Below are 21418 nucleotides of genomic sequence, written 5' to 3' on the forward strand. Positions count from 1 at the left end.
TATGGATGATACCAGAACCAGGCTGATAGTCCTACACCTGGGCCGGGCCGGCTAGCTGCGGCCCTCGCGCCACCAGGCCAGGACGGTGGTGCCCAGCAGCAGGACCAGGGCCAGCCAGGGCGGCATCAGCGGCACCAGCTCGGTGCGGGTGACGCGGTAGGCGGCGTGGTCGACCAGGCCCATCCAGCCGCGGCCGGCGGTCTGGCGGCCCTCGCCGACCCGGCGGATGTCGGGGACCGGCTGATCGGCGATCCAGGTGACGGTGCCGCCGGTGGCGCGTACCACCGGGGCCAGCGGCTCGGCGGTGGCGGTGACCGCCTCGCCCTCGATCCGCGCGACCGGGCGGGGCGAGGCGAAGGCGACATGCTCGCCATCGTCGATCCGCCAAAGCCCGCCTTCCTCGGCGTCGATCTCGGTGCGGGCCACCCCGGTCTCGTCGGGCACCAGGGTCAGGCGCTGGATGGCGCCGGACGGGGCGGTGACGGTGATCTCGCGCGGGATCCCGGCCAGGGAGTGACGCTCGATGGCGAGCCGGCGGTCCGCGCCGCTCGCCTCCAGGTCCTCCTCCTCCAGCTCCGGCTCCTTCATCAGCCAGTGCACCAGGCGGCGCAGCAGCAGGCTCTGCGGGCCACCGCCCTCGTAGCCGCGCGCCCACAGCCAGGCATGGTCGGACAGCAGCTGGGCGACCCGGCCCTCGCCCTGGCGCTTGAGCAGCAGGAGCGGCTGGTCGGCGGCGCCGGCCAGCACCACGCTGGCATCGGCCGGGTCGACCGGGACCTGGCGGAACCAGCGGCCCCAGCGGCGACCATCGGCGTCCAGGCCGCGGGTGACCGGGTGGCGGCGGCCGAGCTCGGTGATGGTGGGGGTGTAGGGCAGCTCGATCACGTCGCCGGTGGGCGCACCGGGCAGGACCCGGGCCAACGGCGTGCGGAACAGCGAGGAGGAGCCGGCGAACTCCGGGCCGGCCGCCTCGAGCAGCGCCCCGCCGCGCTCCACCCAGGCGGCGACATTGTCCAGGTAGATCGAGGGCAGCAGGCCGCGCCGGGCGTAGCGGTCGAAGATCACCAGGTCGAACTGGTCGAGCTTCTCCTCGAACAGCTCGCGCGAGGGAAACGCGATCAGGGCCAGCTCGCGGATCGGGGTGCCGTCCTGCTTTTCCGGCGGGCGCAGGATGGTGAAATGGACCAGGTCGACGGAGGCGTCAGCCTTGAGCAGGTTCCGCCAGACCCGCAGGCCCGGATAGGGCTGGCCGGAGACCAGCAGGACGCGCAGGCGGTCGCGCACGCCGTTCACGAACACCACCTGGCGGTCGTTCTGGGCGGTGATCTGGTTCTCCAGCGGGTCGACCTCGATCTCCACCGCGGCCTCGCCGCCACGCTCCAGCCGGAACGGCACCTCGGCGCTCTCGCCCGGCACCAGCGCGGTGCGGGTCACCACCTGGCCGTCGATCGACAGGCGGACCGGCACCGGGTCGCCGTTCTGGCCGGGCTCGTCCTCGACCCGAAGGGTCATGGTCTGCGGCTCGCCGACCATGGCGTAGGTGGGCGCGCGCTCCACCACCAGCCGGCGGTCGCGCTCGCCCTCCCGCCCGGTCAGCAGGACATGCAGGGGGGCGTCCAGGCCGAGGCTGGCCGGGTCGGCCGGCACGTCGTGGACGCGGCCGTCGGTGACCACCACCACGCCGGCCAGGCGCTGCCGGTCGATCTCGCCCAGCGCCCGCTCCAGCCGGTCGAACAGGGCGGTGCCGCGGTCCGGATCGGCCTCCAGGGTCACCTCGCGGACATCCAGGTCCTCGGCCTCGGCGAAGCGCTCGCGCAGCGCCGCCAGCGCTTGGTCGGTGCGTAGCGCGCGGTCGTCGATCTCCTGGCTGGGGGTGCGGTCGGCGACCAGCAGCAGTTCGTCGGGCAGCCGGTCGCGCTGCTCGGCGATGATCGAGGGGCCGAGCAGGGCGGCCAGGATCACCGCCAGGGCGAGGGCGCGCCAGCCAAGCCCCGAGGAGCGGCGCCAGGCTCCCAGCGCCAGGACCAGCAGGCCCAGCAGGGCGCCCAGCGCGATCACCGGCCAGGGCAGCAGGGGGTCGAACACGAGGTCCACGCCGGTCATTGGCCAAGGCGCTCCAGAAGGGCGGGCACATGCACCTGGTCGGTCTTGTAGTTGCCGGTCAGGGCGTACATCACGACGTTGACGCCGACCCGGCGCGCCATCTCGCGCTGCTCCTCACCGCCGGGCGTCACCGGCAGGAGCGCCGTGCCGTAGCGGTCGACCGCCCAGGCCCCGGCAAAGTCGGAGGCGCCCACGATGATGGTGGAGACGCCGTCGTTGACCTGGCTGCGCGGGTTGTCGACCCACAGGGTGCGGGCGGCGAAGCGGCCGGGAAAATTCGGCAGCAGGTAGAAGGATTTCCCCAGGGCATGGCCGGCATCGACCGGGCTCAGCGGCGGCAGGTCCAGTTCGGCGAAGATCGCGGCCAGCCGGTCGGCGCCCGGGCCGGCCTCGTCGGCCATGGTCCGCTGGGCGTCGGCGGTGTCGAACAGGATCATGCCGCCCTGGCGCAGATAGTCGCCGACCTTGCGCACCGCCGCCTCGGACAGGTCGGGATGCTCGGGCGGGACCGGCCAGTACAGCAGCGGGTAGAGCGCCAGGTCGTCGCTCTCCACGTCCACCGGCAGGGGCTCCTCGGGCTCCACCGAGGTGCGGTCGCGCAGCACCAGCGACAGGCCTTCCAGCCCCGCCGCCGACAGCTCGTCGACCTTGGCGATCCCGGTGCGCACCCAGGCCAGCCGGGTCACCTCGGTGGCCTCCATGGCGCGGGCATCATCGCCCGGGGCGCTCTCCTGGGCCCGGGCGGGAGCGCCCGGCAGCGCCAGGCACAGCAACGCCAGGACGGCGGCGGTGCCGGCGACGGCGACCTGGCCCGGCCGCCGCCAGGGCAGCAGCCCGCGCAGCATCATGGTCGCCACCAGGTCGAGCAGGGCCAGCAGGAAGGCCGCGGCCAGGAGCCAGGGGCCGAGCTCGGTCTCGCTGGACGGTCCGACCCGGATCTCCGGCACGCCCAGGAGCGGCCCGTCGACCGCCTCCAGCGGCGGCAGGTTCTGGGAGACGTCCAGGGCCTGGCGCGGGATCTCGGTGTCGCCCGGCTGCAGCTCGACCGGCGACCAGAAGCCGGGCGGGGTGGCGGCGGTGGCGCGGATCTCGCCGAAGCCGGCGGCAGGCACCGCCTCCATCCCGGGCGGCGGCGCCGCGAGCAGGCCGGGGCCGGTCAGGAGGGACAAAAGGCGCAGGTTGCCGCTGGCCCGCTGCTCGTCGCCGCGCCCGAGCGCGGTCAGCCGGCGCAGCATGTCCACGAACAGGCCGGACAGCGGCAGGTCGGACCAGCTGGGATCGGCGGTGCTGTGCACCAGCACCAGCCAGCCATCGTCGCGGCGGGCCCCGGTGACCAGCGGGGTGCCGTCGGCCAGCGCCGCCAGGATCGCGTCGGTCAGCTCCGGGCCAGGCCGGGCCAGCACCTGGCGGCGCACGGTGACGTCGTCGGGCACCGCCAGGCCGGCGAACGGCCCGTCGGTGGGAAACGGCGCCAGCTTCAGCGGCTTCTCCCAGGTGAGCGCCCCGCCCAGCTGGCGGTCGCCGGTGCGCAGCGGCACCGGGACCAGCGGGTCGTCGCCGGCGGCGAGCCTGGGCCCGGCGAAGCGGACCAGCACGCCGCCGCTCCGGATCCACCCGGCCAGGGCGGCGCGGTCCTGGTCGGTCAGGGTGGCGGCGTCGGGCAGCACGATCGCGGCGGGCTCGCCCTCGATCAGCCCGGCCACGGCGCCGCGGCGGACCTCGGCATAGGGGCCGAGCGCCCGCTCGATGTACCAGGTCTCGGCCAGGAGCGGCTGGTCGGTGCCCTCGTCCGGGGGCGCCACGATGCCGACGCTGCGCCGGCGCCAGCGCTCGTCCACCAGCACCACCTCGCCGGCACCCCGGCGGCCCTCGATCTCCAGCCGCTCGACCTGGTTGCGCAAATCGATCGGCAGCTGCAGGACGCCCGAGGCGCTTCGTCCATCGCCCGCGATCGGCGCGTCGACATGGGCCAGCACCTCGCCCTTGCCGGCAAGCGCCAGCACCCGCAGCGGCCGCTCCTGGCCGGTGGCGGCGGCACGCTCGACGCTGAACGCCAGGCCAGGCGCCGTGGGATCGCCCGGGCGCAGCAAAAGCGGCGCGTCGCCCTGCTCCGGCAGAACCAGGCGCACGGGGGCCAGGGCGCGCAGGCGCTCGGCCAGGGTGACGGCGGCGGCCTGGCCCTCGGGCCCGGGCGCGATCCCGTCGGAAAACCACCAGACCGCCGCCGGCAGGTCCTGCAAACCGGCCAGCGTCGCCAGGGCCGCCTCCCGGTCGACCGGCCAGCCGGCCGGGCCGCGCCGCTCCAGCTCGGCCTGGGCGTCGGCGGCGGTGGTGGCGAGCAGCTGCAGGCCGGCTTCGCTTCCGGCGGTGCGCAAGAGCAGGACCGGGCGGTCCTCGCGTCTGGCCGAGATCAGCACCCGCTCGACCGCGTCCAGCATCCGCGGCCAGCCGGGTGCTGCGCCGAAGCCGTCATCGACCACCAGCAGCAGCGGGCCGGGACGGCCGGCGCCGGGCACCGGCTGCAGCACCGGGCCGGACATGGCCAGGATCAGCAGGGCCGCGATCAGGGTGCGCAGGGCCAAGAGCCACCAGGGCATCCGGGCGGAGGTCTTTTCCTCGTCCGGAATCCCCAGCAGCAGGCGGATGGGTGGAAAGTAGCGTTTCCTGGGGCTCGGCGGAATCACCCGCAGCAGCAGCCAGATCGCCGGCAGCGCCACCAGGGCGGCCAGCAGCAAGGGCTGGGCGAAGGCGAGGGAACCGAGCCAGGGCAACGGTCAGGCACTCCCGGCATGGGGCAGGGCCAGGGCCTGCCACAGGGCGACCAGGGCGGTGGTGGCCGGCTGGTCGGTCCGGTGCACCAGGTGGATCCAGCCGCGCCGGCGCGCTTCCTCGGTCAGGCTGGCGCGATGGGCCTGCCAGACCGCGCGGTAGCGGGCGCCCAGCTGGGTGGCGTTCTCGACCATGCGCTGCCCGTCGCCCTCCAGGCCCTCGACCAGCATCCGGCCGTCATAGGGAAAGGTCTCCTCGGCCGGGTCGACCACCTGCACCAGGACGCCGTGCACCCCGGCGGCGACCCTGGGCTGCAGCCAGGCGCGCAGCTGCTCGGGCCGCTCCAGGAAGTCGCCGAACAGCACGGCGCGGGCATGGCCGGGGATCCGGGCCTGGGGCAGGTGCTCGGCCGGGTCGAGGCGGGCGCTGGTGGAGAGCGCGCGCAGGATCCGGCCGGGGATGGTCTTGCCGGTCACCGCCCGCTCGTCCTGGCCGAGCACGCCGACCCGCTCGCCGCCACCGGCCAAGAGGTCGCCCAGCGCGATCATCAGCACCGCGGCGCGCTCCAGCTTGCGCGGGACCGCCTTGGTGGAGCGGAACGCCATGGACGGGCTCTGGTCGCACCACAGCCAGGCGGCCTGGGCGGCTTCCCATTCGCGCTCGCGCAGGAACAGCCGGCCGCCGCGGGCGGACTGGCGCCAGTCGATGCGCTGGGCCGGGTCGCCCGGCTGGTAGGCGCGGAACTGCCAGAAGGTCTCGCCCGGGCCGGCGCGGCGGCGGCCGTGGACGCCCTGCACGATCCCGGCGGCGATCCGGCGGGCCTCCAGCTGCAGGGCGGGCAGGCGGGCCGCCAGGGACGCCGCCTCGGCGCGCTGCTGGAGCGGCTCGCGCAGCGGCTCAGAGCGCATGGGCGACCAGACGGGAGATCAGCTCGTCAGCATCCACCCCCTCGGCGCGGGCGGCGAAGCTGGGCGCGATGCGGTGGCGCATCACCGGGCGGGCCAGCGCCCGCACGTCCTCCACCGAGGGCGCCATCCGCCCGTCCAGCAGGGCGCGGGCGCGCACCGCCAGCGCCAGCGCCTGGCTGGCGCGCGGGCCGGCACCCCAGGCCAGCAGCCGGTCGAGGTCGGGCAGCACCCCGCTGCCGGGCCTGGCGGCGCGCACCAGCCGCAGGATCGCGTCGACCACCTGGTCGCCGATCGGCAGGCGGCGCACCAGGCGCTGCCACTGGTCCAGCGCGCGGGTGTCGGCCACCGCCGGGGCGACCGCCTCGGTGCCGCCGGTGGTCACCAGCACCATGCGCCGCTCGGCGGCCTCGCTCGGGTACTCCACGTCGATCTGCAGGAGGAAGCGGTCGAGCTGGGCCTCGGGCAGGGGGTAGGTGCCTTCCTGCTCCACCGGGTTCTGGGTCGCCAGCACGTGGAACGGGCGCGGCAGGTCGTGGTCGTCGCCGGCAACCGTCACCCGGCGCTCCTGCATCGCCTGGAGCAGGGCGGCCTGGGTGCGCGGGCTGGCGCGGTTGATCTCGTCGGCCATCAGCAGCTGGGCGAACACCGGGCCGCGGATGAAGCGGAACGAGCGCCGCCCGTCGACCGCCTCGTCCAGCACCTCGGAGCCCAGCACGTCCGACGGCATCAGGTCGGGGGTGAACTGGACGCGCTTCTGGCTCAGGCCCAGCACCACGCCCAGGGTCTCCACCAGCCGGGTCTTGGCGAGGCCCGGCACGCCCACCAGCAGGCCATGGCCGCCCGCCAGCAGCGTCACCAGGGTCTCCTCGACCACCCGCTCCTGGCCGTACACGACCGTGGCCACCGCTTCCTTGACCCGGGCCAGGCTCTCCACCGCGGCCTCGACCGCCTGGACCGCCACCTCCTCGCCGGGTTCGTTCACCACGCTCATCCGTTCCCCATCCCGAGAAGTGGCATCCGCCCCGGTCCCGTCCGCGAGGATCCGGCGCGGCCTGGCATCGCCGGCCATCCAGCCGCCGGCATCGATCCGCCGGCATCGTCGGGACGGCGGCCGGACTTGCCCGCTGCCCCGCACCCATCACACATAGACCCACAGGATCGGGCTTTCCACCTCCACGCGCATTGCCGTAGCCATGGGGTGGTTCGCGAAAGGAAAGGACGGGGATCTTGGCGCAATCTGGGGAAGCGGAACCGGAGCAGGCGGGCGGGGGCGGGCCGCCGTCCGGCGGGGAAAGGGCGCTGCCCGATTGCGGCGATCTGGACATGCGGATCGCCGCCGACGGCAGCTGGTACCACCAGGGCGGCCGGATCGGCCGGACCCAGCTGGTGAAGCTGTTCGCCGGAGTGCTGCGCCGGGAGGAGGACGGCAGCCACTGGCTGGTCACCCCGGTGGAGCGCTGCCGGGTGGCGGTGGAGGACGCGCCATTCTTGGCGGTGGAGGCGCTGGCCGAGGGGGAAGGCCAGGCCCGCCGGCTGCGCCTGCGCACCAACATCGACCAGTGGATCGAGGTCGGCGACGCCCACCCGCTGCGGATCGGCCAAGCCCATGATGGGCAGCTGCGGCTCTATGCGGCGGTGGAGCGCGGCCTGGAGGCGGCGCTCGCCCGGCCGGTCTGGTACCAGATCCTCGACCTGGCGCTGGCCGACAGCGAAACCGCGGCGAACGAGGCGGCAACGAGCCGCGGCGGGCAGGGGGAGGCGATCGGGCTGTGGGCCGGCGGGCGCTGGTTCGACCTGTCGCCGCTGGCCGGAGCGCCGGATTGAGCGCGCCGCCCGAGGACCTGGCCGCGGTCTGGCGCGACCCGGAGGAACTGCGCCGCCGGCTGGATCACGCCGCCCCGCTGCACCGGCGCCTGGAGCTGACGCTGCATCGCGGCGACGACGGCCACGAGATCCTGCGCCCGCCGGGCCTGCCCCGGGAAGCGGCGGTGCTGGTGGGCCTGGTCGAGCGCAGGAACGGGCCGTTTTTGCTGCTGACCACGCGCGCCGCCCATCTGCGCCACCATGCCGGCCAGGTCAGCTTTCCGGGCGGGCGGGTCGAGTCGTCGGATCCGGACGCGGCCGCGGCGGCGCTGCGCGAGGCGGAGGAGGAGGTCGGCCTGCCGCCCGCCAACGTGCGGGTGCTGGGCGAGCTTCCGCCCTACGATACGGTGACCGGGTTCCGGATCCAGCCGGTGGTGGGCTGGATCCGCCCGCCGGCCGCCTGGATCCCCGATCCTTTGGAGGTCGCCGACGTGTTCGAGATGCCGCTGGGCTTCGTGCTCAACCTCGCCAACCACCGGCGCGAGCGGCGGATGCGGGATGGCCGGATGCGCGAGTACTGGACGCTGCCGTTCGACGGCCGCCATGTCTGGGGGGCCACCGCCGGCATCATCGTGAACTTCGTCCGCCTGCTGCACTGGCGACCATGAACAAACCGCCCCGCCTTGCCGCACCCTGGCTGACCCTGGCGCCGACCCGGCGGGTGATGGCCGCGCTGGAGGAGGCCGGCGGCCGCGCCTGGTTCGTGGGCGGCTGCGTGCGCGACAGCCTCCTGGCCGGGGACGCGGTCGATCCCGGCCTGGACATCGACATCGCCACCGACCTGGTCCCGGACCGGGTGATGGCCCTGGCCGGCGCCGCCGGCCTGAAGGCGGTCCCGACCGGGATCGAGCATGGCACCGTCACCCTCATTGTCAACGGCCGTCCGTTCGAGGTCACCACCTTGCGCCGCGACCTGGAGACCGACGGCCGCCGCGCCCTGGTGGCGTTCGGCACCAGCCTGGAGGAGGACGCGGCCCGGCGCGACTTCACCATCAACGCCCTCTACGCCCAGGCCGATGGCCTGGTGGTCGACCCGCTGGGCGGGCTGGCCGACCTGGCAAGGCGCCGGGTGCGCTTCGTGGGCGATCCGGACCGGCGGATCGTGGAAGATTACCTGCGGGTGCTGCGCTTCTTCCGCTTCCACGCTCGGTTCGGCGGCAGCAGCCCCGATCCCGAGGGATTCCAGGCCTGCGTGCGCCACCGCGACCGGCTGGGCAGCCTGAGCGCCGAGCGGGTGGCGCGCGAACTCCTGAAGCTCCTGGTGGCGCCGAACGCCCTGGCGAGCCTGCGGGCGATGCGGGACGGCGGCATCCTGGCGGCGCTGGATCTGCGCGGCGCCGTGCCGGAGGGGCTTGAGGCCCTGCTGCGCGCCTGGCCGGCCAGCGACGCCCTGGTGCGGCTGGCGGCGCTGTTCCGCCAGGAGGAGCCAGCGCCGGGGCAGGGCATTGCCCTGGCCGGCCGCCTCCGCCTCTCCACCGCCGAGCGCGACCGGCTGGAAGCGATGCTGGGCCTGCCGCTGCCGGCGCTGGAGGAGGACCCGGCCGAGCGGGCGCGCGGCTGGTACCGGGGGGGCTCGGCGACGCCCTGGCGGGACCGCTTCCTCCTGGCGGCGGCCCTCCATGGCCTCACGCCGGACCAGGTCCAGCCGCTCGTGGACGGCGCCGCCGCCTGGGTGCGGCCGCGCTTCCCGCTCAGCGGCGCGGACGTGCTGGCGCTGGGGGCGCCGCCCGGCCGGGCGGTGGGGGTGCTGCTGCGCCAGGTGGAGGCATGGTGGCTGGCGCGGGACATGCTTCCGGACCGGCAAGCCTGCCTGGATGAACTAAGATCGCGTTACCGGGTTGACGAACTTCTCCAGCCCCCCTAATCACCCGGCACGGCCGTTGGGGGATAGTTCAACGGTAGAACGACCGGCTCTGACCCGGTTAATCCTGGTTCGAATCCAGGTCCCCCAGCCAGCCTCCCTCCCTGTTTCCCCACCAGATCGAGCTGATGCCGACCCGCGTGCCTTTTCGGCAGGCCGGGCGATCGCGTGCGTCCACAAGCCAGCCGGAGCGGGTGCGGCCTGAAACGGAAACGGCCGCCGGCATCCCGGCGGCCGTCTCGGCACCATCCAGTGCCGCCAGGGCTCAGCCCTGCATGATGTCCTTGAACTTCGCGAACCACTCGCTCTCGTTCTCGACCTGGACCTTGGTCGGGATCGAGATCAGCCGGGCGAAATCCTCCGGGGTGGTCGGGTAGGCCGGGTCGCCCACCAGGTCCGCCGGCGGGGTCAGGCCCGGCACCATGCCCGGCAGGCCCAGCGCCGCGCACCAGACCTGCTGCGCCTCCTTGGACAGGGCGAAGTTCACGTATTCCTTGGCCCAGTACAGCTCGTTCTCGGGAAGGCCCTTGGGCACCCACAGCCCGTCCGTGTCGACCTTGGCGCCTTCCTTGGGCACGGTCCAACTCACCGGGATGCCGTTCTGCTTGGCCTCCCGGGCGTTGCTGATGATCGTGCAGGCCAGGTCGATCTCGCCGTTCTGGAACCAGGTGGTGAAGTCGGGGTCCTCGCCCAGGAGCGGCTCATTCTGCTTGACCTTGGCGATGAAGTCCCAGGCCGGCTGCATGTTGCCGGGGATGTCGGCGACGCTGCCGCCGCCGGCGACCTGCGCCGGGAAGTGGAAGCCGATCCCGTCGTCGTAGAGCGCGATCCGGCCCTTGTGCTTGGGATCGGCCATCTCCTGCCAGCTGTCCGGCGGCCCGTCCGGGAAGGCCTCGTCGGCATAGGCCATCACGTAGACATAGGAGTAGGTGTTGACGATCGGCACCCCGTCCAGCCCCTTGGGACGGGCGCCCTCGAACGCCCCGGCCAGGTTCGGCAGCCCGGACAGGTCCTCGGTCACCCCGCGCAGCGCCGACTTGGTGGCGTTGACGGTGGTGTCCCAGTTCACGTGGATCGGCGGCACCCGGTTCTGCGCCACTGCCTGCCAGATCTTGGGCTGGATCTCGTTGTCCTCGGTGAGGTCGTGGCGGATCTTAATGCCGGTGGCCTCGGTGAACGGCTGGCTGACGCCCTTGTCCAGCGCGTCGACCCAGACGCCGCCCCAGGCGCGCACGATCAGCTCGGCCGGCTTTTCCGGCTCGGCCTGGGCAAAGCCGATCCGCGGCAGGAGGGCGGCACCCGCCAGGGCGCCAGCACCCCCCAGCAGCCCGCGGCGTCCGGTTCGATAGATCGTCATGCGTTTCCCCCTCGTTGATCGGCCGGGAACAGCAGCATGTCCTCCGGGCTCCAGGTGATCCTGATGCTGCGACCGGCCATGAAGGATCCCCGGTCGAGCTGCGAAAAGTCGAAGAGCTGCATGCGCGCGTCGCCAAGCTCCGGCAGGCGCACCCCCAGGACCCGGCGGTCACCCTCGAAGATCGCCTCCTCCAGGATCGCGACATGGCCGCCCTCCTGGCAGACCCGCACCCGCTCGGCCCGCACCGCCAGGTCGACCGGCGCGCCCGGCACGAGATCGATCGCCGGGGCGCGGGCCTGCAGGTCCTGGCCGCCGACCCGCACGCTGGCGTGGCCGTCGGGCCCGCGGCCGACCAGCTCGCCGCGCAGAAAGTTGGTCAGGCCCAGAAAGCTCGCCACGAACCGATCGGCCGGGCGGCCGTAGGTCACGTCGGGGGGCGCGTCCTGGCGGACCCGGCCGCCCTCCATCACGATCACCCGGTCCGACATGACCAGGGCCTCGCGCTGGTCATGGGTCACGTTGATGGTGGTGACGCCCAGCTCCTGCTGGATCCGCCGGAACTCCAGCTGCATCTCCTCGCGCAGCTTGCGGTCCAGGGCGGCCAGCGGCTCGTCCAGGAGCAGCAGGTCCGGCTCGAACACCAGCGCCCGTGCGATCGCGACCCGTTGCTGCTGGCCGCCGGACAGCTGGTGGATCCGCCGCTGCCCGAGCCCGCCGAGCTTCACCAGCTCCAGGTAGCGCTCGACCCGCTCCGGGATCTGGTCTTTCGGGAAATGCCGCATGCGCAAGGGATAGGCCACGTTCTCCGCGGCGGAGAGGTGCGGGAACAGCGCCAGCTTCTGGAACACCATGCCGACCTTGCGCCGGTAGGGCGGCAGGTTCTCCACCGGCACGCCATGCACCTCGATGCGGCCCTCGTCCGGCACCAGGAAGCCGGCGATCGCCCGCAGGATCGTGGTCTTGCCCGAGCCGGACGGGCCCAGCACGGTCAGGAACCGGCCCCGCTCCAGCTGGAACGACACGTCCTGGCACGCCACCGCCCCCGCATAGCGCTTGGTCACCCCCGCGACCCGGACCATGACCTCGCCCGCCTGCACCAAGATGCCCGTCCTCCGGCTCTGCTCTTCGTGGGGATGCTGTAATGCCGTGGCCAGCCCGCGCAAGCCTCGCGCGGGCCAAAGCCCGGTTGCAGGGCAGGGAGCGCCCGCCGCTTGTGGGCGGGGCGATCGGGTCCTAGCCTGATCATCCGGGCCCCTCGCCGACGGCAGGGGCCGGTACGGGGAATATGGCCCGCAGGCCGGGCCCGGGATCAGGGGGGAGCGAGATGCAGCTGACCGGGATCCACCACCTGACCGCGGTGACCGCGGATGCCAGGGGCAACCACGCCTTCTACACCGGCACGCTCGGCCTGCGGCTGGTGAAGAAGACGGTCAACCAGGACGACGTGCGCGCCTACCACCTGTTCTATGCCGACGGGATCGCCGCGCCCGGCACCGATCTGACCTTCTTCGACTGGCCGGTCAGTCCGCATGCGCCCGGGACCCGCAGCCTGGTCCGCACCGGCCTGCGGGTGGCCGGTGAAGCCGCGCTGGCATGGTGGCGGGACTGGCTGGCCGAGCGGGGCGTGCCGCAGGGCGAGATCGCCTTAAGGGACGGCCGCGCGACGCTGGACCTGCTGGACCCGGAGGGCCAGCGCCTGTCGCTGGTCGACGACGGCGGTGCCGGGCCGGCGCATCCCTGGCAGGCCAGCCCGGTCCCGGCGGGGCACCAGATCCGCGGGCTGGGCCCGGTGGCGATGAGCGTGCCCGACCTGCGGCCGACCGATCTCCTGCTCACCCAGGTCCTGAACATGCGCGAGGAGCGCAGCTACCAGGGGCCGGGCAGCGGGCCGGAGGGCGGCCAGGCGCCGACTCATGTCTATGCCATGGGCGAGGGCGGCCCGGCCGCCGAGCTGCACGTGCGGGTCGAGCCGGGCCTGCCGCCGGCGCAATCGGGGGCCGGCTCGGTCCACCACCTGGCCTTCCGGATTCCCGACCGGGACTACGACGCCTGGGTGGAGCGGCTGCAGCGGCTGCGGATCCCGTCCAGCGGCCCGGTCGACCGCTATTATTTCCGTTCGCTCTACCTGCGCGAACCGAACGGCGTGCTGTTCGAGATCGCCACCGACGGGCCGGGCTTCGCCGCCGACGAGCCGCTCGACCGGCTGGGCGAGACCCTGGCCCTGCCGCCGTTCCTGGAGCCGCGCCGCGCCGAGATCGAGGCGGGTCTGAAGCCGCTCTGACCCGCTGCGGCTGCCGCCTTCGCCGCTCCCGAAGGCGCCCGGACGCGGCAGGATGGTCCCGGCGGCGCCTGCGAGAGCCGGAGCCGTCTCCGAAGGGGACCTCACGGCGCCCGGGCTGTCTTGAGCGCCGCCAGTTCCTCGGCGGAGCGCTGCTGGCGGGCTAGGTATCCGGCGCGGGCCGTGTGGCGCTGCTCCTCCAGGACCAGCTCGACCTGGCGGCAGCCCAGCAGATCCCGGGCGGCCTGATCCTCCAGCTCCTGGCGCAGTTCGCGCAGCCGGCCGATCTCGACGGCCAGCGCCTGGCCATGCCGGCGGCCGGCTTCCAGCAGGCAGCCGCGCAGCGCCAGCTGGCCGCCTTCCGTCATGGCTTCCCCGACCCCGGTCCCGTGCCCGGCCAGGGCAGGGCTGGCCCAGATCTCCGCCGCCGCGGCCTCGGCCGCGGCAAGGGCCCGGCCTGCCTCCGCCAGGGAGCGGCGTGTCCCGTCCAGGCCGATCCGGCGCAGGCGCGCCAGCACCTCCAGGCCCGGCCCTCCGGAACTCGGCCGCCGGCTCATGCCTGGACGGCCGGCAGGCCGCAGCCGAGTGCCTCGGCCAGCTCCTCGAACGCCCGGCCGGGCCGCCACGGCTCGTCCGCCTCCTGGCGCAGCAGGGCCTCCAGGGCCGGGCGGCGCAGGATCGCCTCGTCGATCTGCGGGTCGGTCCCGCCGCGATAGGCACCGAGCTGGATGAGCTCGGCCATGTCGGCATGGGCGCGCATCAGGCCGCGGGCCTGGGCCACCAGCTCGCGCTCGTGCGGGGCGTAGCAGCCCGGGGCTGCGCGGGAGACCGAGCGCAGCACGTCGATTGCCGGGAACCGGCCGGCCTCGGCGATCCGGCGCGACAGCATGACATGGCCGTCCAGGATGCCGCGCACCGCGTCGCTGACCGGCTCGTCGTCGTCGTCGCCTTCCACCAGCACGCTGAACAGGCCGGTGATGGTCCCCTGGCCGCTTCCGGGACCGGCCCGCTCCAAAAGGCGCGGCAGCTCGGCGAACACCGAGGCCGGGTAGCCGCGGGTGGCCGGCGCCTCGCCGGCGGCGAGATAGATCTCGCGCAGCGCCATGGCGAACCGGGTGACGCTGTCGACCAGGCAGAGCACCTGCAGGCCCTGGTCGCGCAAGGCCTCCGCCACCGCCATGGTCAGATAGGCGGCGCGCCGGCGCAGCATCGCCGGCAGGTCCGAGGTCGCGGCCACCACCACGCTCTTCCGGCGCCCGTCCTCGCCGAGCGTGCGCTCCAGGAACTCGCCGACCTCGCGGCCCCGCTCGCCGATCAGCCCGATCACCAGGGCGTCGGCATTGCTGTGCCGGGCGATCATCGACAAAAGGGTCGACTTGCCGACGCCGGATCCGGCGAAGATCCCCAGGCGCTGGCCCTGGCAGCAGGGCGTGAACAGGTTGATCGCCCGCACCCCCAGGTCCAGGCGCGGCCCCAGCGGCCGGCGTCCGAACGCGGCCAGGGCGCGCGCCTGCAAGGGATAGGGCCAGTCACCCTCGGGCAGCGGTCCCTGCCCGTCCAGGGGGTGGCCCATCGGGTCGACGACCCGGCCGAGCCAGCCCGCCGAAGGCCGTACCTCGCCGAGTGCCGGGTCCGGCCGCACCCGTGCGCCGAACCGGATGCCGCCCAGTTCCTCGAACGCCACCAGCCGCACCCCGTCCGCGCCGAAACCCACCACTTCGGCCAGGATCGCGTCGTCCGGATCGAACAGGCCGCCGCCGGCGCTGCCCGGGCGCCGCTCGATCCGGCAGACCTCGCCGATCCCGACCCGATCGTTCAGGCCTTCGGCGACCAGGCTGCCCGCCAGGCAGCGCCGCACGCGTCCGCCTTGCAGCGGCGCGGCCGCCACCGCCATGGCCTGGCGGAAACGGGCGACCGCAGCGCCCTCGCAGCCGACATCCTGGTGAATATTTCGCGTTACTTGCTCGCCCAGGATGTAATCTTCCGGTCCATGCACTTTTTCGTAGCCCCGCCTCGGCAACCCATGGTTGTCTTCGCTTCGTCAGCCGGTCGGTCCGCAGGAACGGGCCGGCAACGGGATGGAAGATAGCGCGGCTCCATTAACAGAGATTTAAGAAAGCCGCGGTAGATTGGCATTCCAGGGACGGAAACTGTCCGTGGTTCGTTGGAGAAGACGATGCGTGCTCTGGTGATCGAGGACGATCCGGTTTCCGCCAAGCTCGTCGAGAGCGCGCTGACCGGCGAGAACATCGTGATCGAGCCGGCCGAGCGCGGCGAGGACGGGATCGAGCTGGCCAAGCTCTATGATTTCGACATCATCGTCCTGGACCTGCGCCTGCCGGACATGGACGGGCACGAGGTGGTGCGCCGCCTGCGCGCCGCCCGCGTCCAGACGCCGATCCTGATCCTGTCGGGCAAGAGCGAGATCGACGAGAAGGTCCGGGGCCTGTCGACCGGGGCCGACGACTACATCACCAAGCCGTTCGCCCGCGCCGAGCTGCTGGCCCGCATCCAGGCGGTGGTGCGCCGCGCCAAGGGCCACAGCGAATCGGTGATCACCACCGGCCGGATGGTGGTCAATCTCGACACAAGGCTGATCGAGGTCGACGGGATGCGCCTGCACGTCACCGCCAAGGAATACAGCATCCTGGAGCTGCTCTCCCTGCGCAAGGGCACCACCCTGACCAAGGAGATGTTCCTGGATCATCTCTATGGCGGGATCGACGAGCCCGAGCTGAAGATCATCGACGTGTTCATCTGCAAGCTGCGCAAGAAGATCGCCGCCGTGACCGGCGGCGAGCACTATATCGAGACGGTCTGGGGACGCGGCTACGTGCTCAAGGAGGCGGAGCTGGCGCGGTGCGCGTGACGGCTGCGCCGCTGCGCGGCCGCCAGGGGACGCTGATCCTCAAGGCGGCCGGCGGCAGGACCGCCGCCATCGCCCGGGCAGCGCCGCCGCGGCCGGCCGCCGGCTCCGCGTCAGCCCTGAACGAGGCTGCCGACCCGCTCCAGCGACGTCGGCAAAGCGTGGCCGTACTGCTTGCAGAGCGGCGCCACCAGCCGCTCGACCTCGGCCCGGCCGAGTTCGTCCATCAGCGCGCAGGGCGGCCGGCCGAACTTCAGGGCCTCGCGGGCGCCGTGGTCGACCTCGGCGGGCGTCGCCACCCCCTCGTCCAGTTCCTCCAGGACCGGCAGGAATGCGCCGGCGCGCAGCCGGTCGCCCACCAGCCGGGCGGTGTCCGGGTCGACCGCGCCCGCCGGCTCGATCGTCCAGGACGCCTCGGCGTCGCCGGTGACCGTCATCGAGCGGGCCGGCGCGTAGAACGGCCCGAGCGGCGCCAGGTTGCGGATCGCGTGGAGATTGATCCGCGGCTTGACGATGTTCATCACCATGAACGGGCCGGCGGCCACGCCCAGTGCCTCCTTGGCGATCTGGTCGATGGCGCCGGGTGCGGCCACGCCCTCGTCGACCAGGCGCGCCGCTTCGTTGGTGTAGGGGCAGAAGAAGCGGTTGATGCAAAAACCCCATTGGTCCTTGCAGGCGAGCGGCTGCTTGCCGGTCCGGCGGGTGAACGCCAGCGCCGTCTCGATCGCGGCCTCGCCGGTGTGCTCGCCCCGCACGACCTCCACGATCGGGTTGACCTGGGCCGGGCTGAAATAATGCAGGCCGAGGAAGCGCTCGGGGTAGGTCACCGCCCGGGCCAGCTCGGACACCCGCAGGCAGGAGGTGTTGGTGGCGATCAGGGCGTCGGCGCGGACCACCGCGGCGATCTTGCCGAGCACCTCGTTCTTCAGCGCCATGTCCTCGAACACCGCCTCGATCACCAGGTCGCACTCGGCCAGCCCTTCCAGGGCGGCCGCGACCTTGAGGCGTGCGCCGGCGGCCTCGGCCTCGGCCGGGGCGAGGCGCTTCTTCTCGACGGCGCGGGCATAGAAGGACCGGGCCTGCTCGAGCGCGGCAGCGGCGGCCCCGGCGCGCGCGTCGATCAGGACCACATCCACCCCGGCCTGCGCGGTGGCGGTGGCGATGCCGCCGCCCATCGTTCCTGCACCGACGATGCCGATCCGGGTGATGCTCATGGTCGGGACTACCTCGCTAGGTTCTCGCTGAGGCAGCCCTCTAGACCTACGCCGGCCCGCGCGGAAGGGGGGTGGCCGGGCAGCGGCCGGGGAGACCGGTCGGCGCGACCCGGCTCCGCCGCATTGTTCCGCCCCGGTTCAGGCCGCCCGGGCGGTGCGGCGCGGATCGGCCGAACCGGCGCCGCGCGTCTTCAAGACGGTCACGATCGAGGCCAGCGAGATCAGGGCGATCGTCCAGAACGCCGCGCGCGCCATGCCATGGTCGAGCAGGTAGCCGAACAAGGGCGCGCTCGCCAGGGCGCCGGCGTTGAAGCCGATCGTGACGAAGCCGAACACCCGGCCGGACGCGCCGGGCGGGGTGATCTGCTTGACCATGAGGTCGCGCGCCGGGCTGACCGCGCCGCCGAACAGACCGGCCAGGAGAAACAGGATCTCGATGGTCCAGAGCCGCACCGGCAGCACCGCCAGGGCGATCGCGGCCAGCGCGATGCTGGCGAAGCACAGCGCCACCACCAGGCCGTGGCGGCGGGTGCGGTCGGCGACCTGCCCGCCGATCAGCACCCCCACCGCCGAGGCGGCCAGATAGAGCAGCACCGGCAGCCCGGCGGCTTCGAAGCCGATCTCCGGCAGAAGGTCGAGGATCGAGGTGCCGAAATTGCCGAACCCGCCCTGGCCGGCCGCGATCAGCGCGAAGAACAGGAACGCCATCGCCACCGGCCAGCTGGCGAACAGGGCGAGGGTGCCGCTGGGACGGACGGTCCCGGCGGTGCCGGCCGACCGCTCGTCCGCCAGCACGCGGCGGCAGGCGACCAGCACCAGGGCGAAGCCCAGCCCGGCGAGCGAGGTCCAGCCCAGCGCCGCCTGCCAGCCGAACCAGCTGGTGAGCGGCAGCAGGAGGGCCGGGGCGGCGGCGAAGCCCAGATAGCCGCCGAAGGTGTGGATCGCGTAGGCGCGGCCCAGGCGCTCCGGGCTGACCCTGGCCGCCAGAATCGCGTAGTCGGCCGGGTGGTAGACGGCGTTGCCGAGCCCGGCCAGCACCATCAGGCCGAGAAACGGCCAGAAACCGGGTGCCACCGCGACCAGGCCGATGCCCAGGGCGAAGGCGACCTGCCCGGCCAGGAGCGGCCAGAACGCCCCATAGCGATCGACCACGACGCCGACCGGCACCTGGGCCAGGGCAGTGGCGAGGTTGAGCACCGCCAGGCCGATCCCAAGCTCGGTATAGCTCAGGCCGAGCCCGCCGGTCAGGACCGGGAACAGGGGCGGCAGGGCGAGAATATAGAAATGCGCAAAGAAATGCCCGACCCCGATGACCGACATCACCTCGAGATCGCGCCGTCCCCGGACCGGGACCGCTGCCGTCGCCATCGGATTGCTGGCACCAAGATTGTGATTGCGGCTGCCAGCATGGCGGGTCGCGGCACGGAAGGCCAGACCGCAGCCGGGAAGCGCCTTGCCGGAGACGGGTTCTCAGCGGCGGAATTTTCTGCGACTACCCGGGCCGGTCGGGGTGGGCCCGGCCGATCTTTGAATCATGTGAATGAAGGTGCGGGTGTGACGACCAGAAGAGCTCTCGTCCTTGGCGCGGCCGCTCTGGGCGCGCATCTGGCAACCAGCGGCGCGGAGGCCCGGGACTTGGACAATACCCTGATCATCGAGTTGGCGACGGGCAAGGTGACGGTCGAACTGCGGCCGGACCTGGCACCGGACCATGTCGCCCGGATCAAGGAGCTGGCGAACGAGGGCTTCTATGACGGGATCGTGTTCCACCGCGTGATCCCGGGCTTCATGGCCCAGACCGGCGACCCGACCGGCACCGGCACCGGCGGCTCGAAGAAGCCCAACCTGAAGGCCGAGTTCTCCAAGGCGCCGTTCGAGCGCGGCACGCTGGGCATGGCGCGCAGCCAGAGCCCGAACAGCGCCAACAGCCAGTTCTTCATCTGCTTCGACCGGGCGGACTGGCTGGACGGCCAGTACACCGTGTTCGGCAAGGTGGTGGACGGCATGGATCTGGTCGACCGGATCGCCAAGGGCGAGCCGCCGGCCAATCCCGACAAGATGGTCAAGGTCTACCTGGCCTCGGCGGCTCCCGCCGGCAACTGAGCGGCGGCCGGTCCGGTCCGGCGGAGGGCCTGCCTCCGAGCAGCCTTGCGCCGGTGCCGGCCGACCCCGTCCGCCCCTGCCGGCCTGGTCCGGACCCAATGGTCGCGCCCCGTTTGCTGTGAGATGTCATCCATGGCCGTGCTGGTCACCGGCGTTGCCGGGTTCATCGGTTTCCACGTCGCCCAGGCCCTGCTGGACCGGGGCGAGGAGGTGATCGGCGTCGACATCGTCAACGCCTATTACGACCCGAGCCTGAAGGAGGCGCGGCTGCGGCAGATCGAGGGCCGCGACGGCTACCGGTTCGTGCGGGCCGACATCGCCGAGCTGGAGCAGATCCGGGCGATCGCCAAGGAGAACGCCGAGCGGATCACCGGGGTGGTGCACCTGGCCGCCCAGGCCGGGGTGCGCCATTCGCTGACCGCCCCCTTCGACTATGTGCGCTCCAACCTGGTCGGGCACATGGTGATGCTGGAGGTGGCGCGCCACGACCTGCCGAACCTGAAGAGCTTCGCCTATGCGTCCAGCAGCTCGGTCTATGGCGGCAACGACAAGATCCCGTTCTCGGTGGACGACCAGGTCGACCGGCCGGTCTCGCTCTATGCCGCGACCAAGCGCGCCGACGAGCTGATGTCCTATGCCTACAGCCATCTCTACGGGCTGCCGCAGACCGGCCTGCGCTTCTTCACGGTGTACGGGCCCTGGGGCCGGCCGGACATGGCCGCCTACATCTTCGCCGACGCGATCGCCAAGGAGCGGCCGATCACGCTGTTCAACCATGGCGACATGAAGCGCGACTTCACCTATATCGACGACATCGTGGCCGGCGTGCTGGCAGCGCTGGACCGGCCGCCGGAGCCGGACGCGCAGGGGGTGCGCGCCAGGGTCTACAACCTGGGCAACAACCAGCCGAACGACCTTCGGACCTTCGTGCGGATCCTGGAGCGCGAGATGGGCCGGGACGCGGTGGTGAAGCTGGCGCCGATGCAGCCGGGCGACGTCCCCGCCACCTTCGCCGACATCGAGGCCAGCCGCCAGGACCTGGGCTTCCAGCCGGTCACGCCGCTGGAAGAGGGCCTGCCGAAATTCGTCGCCTGGTACAAGCGCTACCACGGGGTGAACTGAGCCAGCGAGCCGGCGCCCTGGGCGGCCATGCACGGGCGGCGCCCGGAGCTTTCGAGGTTGCTGCCAGCGGTGGCCTTCTGGGCCCTGTCAGCTCTTGAGCCAGTCGAGAGCTGCGGCGAGGCAGAGGACGCCCATGAAGGCGTGGGCGGTCTTCTCGTAGCGGGTGGCGATCGTCCGCCGCTCCTTGAGCCTGGCCCGCAAGCGCTCGACCCATCGGGAGCGCTGCTCTCGGTCAGTTGCGGTAGGTCCAGGAGGGGCAGGCCACCGGCGCCTCGTGCGGTTGGGCAGGGATACCGGTCGGCTGCCCCTCGGCGGTGTGCCGACCGGTGATCCTGGGGAGATCGGATCAGCCTTCTGCCGAAGGCTGATGGTTTCAAACGCGCCCGCGCAAGGCATGGCTGGCATAGCCGTGATCCGCCACTACCCGGCGTGGTACGCCCGGCAGACGTTCCAGCAGGCCGATGGCCTGAGGCGGTTCGCGGGCCTGTCCAGGTGCCAGGCTGAAGGCAACAGCCCGGCCGGAACCGTCGGCGATCACGCAGGCCTTGGTGCCATGGCCGCCACGAGATCGGCCAGGAGCTTCACCCGCAGGGCGCCGGGTTCCGCCGCCCCTTTTCGAGCAGCACCGGCCGCTTGCCGGCGGGCCCGGATGTTGCTGCCGTCCAGAAAAGGCCATGCCCAGCTGCACGCCTAGCTCTCAGGGCCATTGCCAGAAGCCGCTCTCGCATGCCGGGCTTGCCCCAGCGCATGAAGGTCTGCGCCGCCATCCGCCATGATCCGCCAGCAGGCCGCAGGCTGCGCCACTTCGCGCCATGCTGGCAGCGCCAGATGATCGCCTGTGCGTCTCAGATCGTGATGCTGCGACCTGCGGTGCGGGCGGCAGGCCTCGATCAAGGGTGCCAGCATCGCCCATCGCGGATCTGTCGGCACGCCCGCCATCCACCATCCCATCCGCCGCTCATGCCGCAGATGGG

General features: G+C 72.7%; 17 protein-coding genes, 1 tRNA gene and 1 pseudogene. 8 read left to right on the forward strand and 11 right to left on the reverse strand.

Translation table 11 applies throughout. From position 1 onward, the window contains the following. Positions 1–51: 51 nt before the first annotated feature. The 4 genes from GEMRO_RS0122710 to GEMRO_RS0122725 are packed head-to-tail and all read right to left on the reverse strand — an operon-like array spanning position 52 to position 6771. The gene (locus tag GEMRO_RS0122710; RefSeq protein WP_027135844.1) at positions 52–2103 is read right to left on the reverse strand and encodes a hypothetical protein; all 2052 of its coding nucleotides are present in this window, start codon (positions 2101–2103) and stop codon (positions 52–54) included. Next, on the reverse strand, positions 2100–4874 hold the full coding sequence (locus GEMRO_RS0122715) for a DUF4159 domain-containing protein (RefSeq protein ID WP_027135845.1): 2775 nt from the start codon (positions 4872–4874) through the stop codon (positions 2100–2102). The genes GEMRO_RS0122710 and GEMRO_RS0122715 overlap by 4 nt, the downstream gene beginning before the upstream one ends. A gap of 3 nt (positions 4875–4877) precedes the next feature. After that, positions 4878–5780: a DUF58 domain-containing protein gene (locus GEMRO_RS0122720; RefSeq protein WP_027135846.1), complete on the reverse strand. Its 903-nt coding sequence runs from the start codon at positions 5778–5780 to the stop codon at positions 4878–4880. After that, positions 5770–6771, reverse strand: coding sequence for an AAA family ATPase (locus GEMRO_RS0122725; protein WP_027135847.1), 1002 nt, complete (start codon positions 6769–6771; stop codon positions 5770–5772). Before GEMRO_RS0122725 ends, GEMRO_RS0122720 begins: the two co-directional genes overlap by 11 nt. A gap of 236 nt (positions 6772–7007) precedes the next feature. On the opposite strand from GEMRO_RS0122725, the gene GEMRO_RS31295 reads away from it, so the two are divergent. The 4 genes from GEMRO_RS31295 (at position 7008) to GEMRO_RS0122745 (ending at position 9598) form a co-directional block, all read left to right on the forward strand. After that, positions 7008–7604, forward strand: coding sequence for a DUF1285 domain-containing protein (locus tag GEMRO_RS31295; RefSeq protein WP_157505708.1), 597 nt, complete (start codon positions 7008–7010; stop codon positions 7602–7604). Beyond that, complete coding sequence (locus GEMRO_RS31300) at positions 7601–8251, forward strand: CoA pyrophosphatase (RefSeq protein ID WP_169728437.1); 651 nt, start codon at positions 7601–7603, stop codon at positions 8249–8251. Before GEMRO_RS31295 ends, GEMRO_RS31300 begins: the two co-directional genes overlap by 4 nt. Then, on the forward strand, positions 8248–9507 hold the full coding sequence (locus GEMRO_RS0122740) for a CCA tRNA nucleotidyltransferase (protein ID WP_027135848.1): 1260 nt from the start codon (positions 8248–8250) through the stop codon (positions 9505–9507). Before GEMRO_RS31300 ends, GEMRO_RS0122740 begins: the two co-directional genes overlap by 4 nt. Before the next feature lie 17 nt (positions 9508–9524). Continuing rightward, a tRNA-Gln gene (locus tag GEMRO_RS0122745) sits at positions 9525–9598 on the forward strand. 171 nt (positions 9599–9769) lie between these two features. Here GEMRO_RS0122745 and GEMRO_RS0122750 read toward each other — a convergent pair. Together GEMRO_RS0122750 and GEMRO_RS0122755 are read right to left on the reverse strand one after the other, a co-directional pair. After that, positions 9770–10738 (reverse strand): ABC transporter substrate-binding protein, encoded by a 969-nt coding sequence (locus tag GEMRO_RS0122750; RefSeq protein ID WP_407645439.1) that lies wholly within the window; start codon positions 10736–10738, stop codon positions 9770–9772. Between the two features lie 119 nt (positions 10739–10857). Beyond that, positions 10858–11940 carry an ABC transporter ATP-binding protein gene (locus GEMRO_RS0122755; protein ID WP_051329680.1) on the reverse strand — a complete coding sequence of 361 codons (1083 nt, stop codon included), beginning with the start codon at positions 11938–11940 and terminating at the stop codon, positions 10858–10860. 245 nt (positions 11941–12185) lie between these two features. Between GEMRO_RS0122755 and GEMRO_RS0122760 the strand changes: the two genes are divergently transcribed. After that, positions 12186–13142, forward strand: coding sequence for a ring-cleaving dioxygenase (locus GEMRO_RS0122760; protein WP_027135851.1), 957 nt, complete (start codon positions 12186–12188; stop codon positions 13140–13142). A 101-nt stretch (positions 13143–13243) separates the two neighbouring features. Here GEMRO_RS0122760 and GEMRO_RS0122765 read toward each other — a convergent pair whose 3' ends face one another. Both GEMRO_RS0122765 and GEMRO_RS31305 read right to left on the reverse strand, forming a co-directional pair. Further along, positions 13244–13696, reverse strand: coding sequence for a hypothetical protein (locus GEMRO_RS0122765; protein ID WP_027135852.1), 453 nt, complete (start codon positions 13694–13696; stop codon positions 13244–13246). Beyond that, positions 13693–15135, reverse strand: a complete 1443-nt coding sequence (locus tag GEMRO_RS31305; protein WP_205625064.1) for a FliI/YscN family ATPase — start codon at positions 15133–15135, stop codon at positions 13693–13695. The genes GEMRO_RS0122765 and GEMRO_RS31305 overlap by 4 nt, the downstream gene beginning before the upstream one ends. A gap of 180 nt (positions 15136–15315) precedes the next feature. On the opposite strand from GEMRO_RS31305, the gene ctrA reads away from it, so the two are divergent. After that, complete coding sequence (ctrA, locus tag GEMRO_RS0122775; protein ID WP_027135853.1) at positions 15316–16008, forward strand: response regulator transcription factor CtrA; 693 nt, start codon at positions 15316–15318, stop codon at positions 16006–16008. Positions 16009–16118: 110 nt separating this feature from the next. Here ctrA and GEMRO_RS31310 read toward each other — a convergent pair whose 3' ends face one another. Next, positions 16119–17219 carry a 3-hydroxyacyl-CoA dehydrogenase family protein gene (locus tag GEMRO_RS31310; protein WP_051329379.1) on the reverse strand — a complete coding sequence of 367 codons (1101 nt, stop codon included), beginning with the start codon at positions 17217–17219 and terminating at the stop codon, positions 16119–16121. Positions 17220–17357: 138 nt separating this feature from the next. Next, positions 17358–18587 (reverse strand): MFS transporter, encoded by a 1230-nt coding sequence (locus tag GEMRO_RS0122785; protein WP_027135854.1) that lies wholly within the window; start codon positions 18585–18587, stop codon positions 17358–17360. 267 nt (positions 18588–18854) lie between these two features. On the opposite strand from GEMRO_RS0122785, the gene GEMRO_RS0122790 reads away from it, so the two are divergent. Both GEMRO_RS0122790 and GEMRO_RS0122795 read left to right on the forward strand, forming a co-directional pair. Beyond that, entirely contained in the window at positions 18855–19322 is a 468-nt protein-coding gene (locus GEMRO_RS0122790) for a peptidylprolyl isomerase (RefSeq protein WP_407645402.1), read from the forward strand. Positions 19323–19454: 132 nt separating this feature from the next. Continuing rightward, positions 19455–20444 (forward strand): SDR family NAD(P)-dependent oxidoreductase, encoded by a 990-nt coding sequence (locus tag GEMRO_RS0122795; RefSeq protein WP_027135856.1) that lies wholly within the window; start codon positions 19455–19457, stop codon positions 20442–20444. A gap of 87 nt (positions 20445–20531) precedes the next feature. Here GEMRO_RS0122795 and GEMRO_RS36035 read toward each other — a convergent pair. Continuing rightward, positions 20532–21374: pseudogene (locus tag GEMRO_RS36035) on the reverse strand (IS5 family transposase). Positions 21375–21418 lie beyond the last annotated feature (44 nt).

Source organism: Geminicoccus roseus DSM 18922, assembly GCF_000427665.1.
In the GTDB taxonomy this organism is placed as follows: Bacteria; Pseudomonadota; Alphaproteobacteria; order Geminicoccales; family Geminicoccaceae; genus Geminicoccus; species Geminicoccus roseus.

Excerpts from the sequence above, each read along its gene's own strand:
- GEMRO_RS0122760 (WP_027135851.1), top strand. The coding sequence starts at position 12,186 with ATGCAGCTGACCGGGATCCACCACCTGACCGCGGTGACCGCGGATGCC.
- GEMRO_RS0122720 (WP_027135846.1), bottom strand. The coding sequence starts at position 5,780 with ATGCGCTCTGAGCCGCTGCGCGAGCCGCTCCAGCAGCGCGCCGAGGCG.
- GEMRO_RS0122740 (WP_027135848.1), top strand. The coding sequence starts at position 8,248 with ATGAACAAACCGCCCCGCCTTGCCGCACCCTGGCTGACCCTGGCGCCG.
- GEMRO_RS0122785 (WP_027135854.1), bottom strand. The coding sequence starts at position 18,587 with ATGGCGACGGCAGCGGTCCCGGTCCGGGGACGGCGCGATCTCGAGGTG.
- GEMRO_RS0122725 (WP_027135847.1), bottom strand. The coding sequence starts at position 6,771 with ATGAGCGTGGTGAACGAACCCGGCGAGGAGGTGGCGGTCCAGGCGGTC.
- GEMRO_RS0122710 (WP_027135844.1), bottom strand. The coding sequence starts at position 2,103 with ATGACCGGCGTGGACCTCGTGTTCGACCCCCTGCTGCCCTGGCCGGTG.
- GEMRO_RS31310 (WP_051329379.1), bottom strand. The coding sequence starts at position 17,219 with ATGAGCATCACCCGGATCGGCATCGTCGGTGCAGGAACGATGGGCGGC.
- ctrA (WP_027135853.1), top strand. The coding sequence starts at position 15,316 with ATGCGTGCTCTGGTGATCGAGGACGATCCGGTTTCCGCCAAGCTCGTC.
- GEMRO_RS0122755 (WP_051329680.1), bottom strand. The coding sequence starts at position 11,940 with ATGGTCCGGGTCGCGGGGGTGACCAAGCGCTATGCGGGGGCGGTGGCG.
- GEMRO_RS0122795 (WP_027135856.1), top strand. The coding sequence starts at position 19,455 with ATGGCCGTGCTGGTCACCGGCGTTGCCGGGTTCATCGGTTTCCACGTC.
- GEMRO_RS0122765 (WP_027135852.1), bottom strand. The coding sequence starts at position 13,696 with ATGAGCCGGCGGCCGAGTTCCGGAGGGCCGGGCCTGGAGGTGCTGGCG.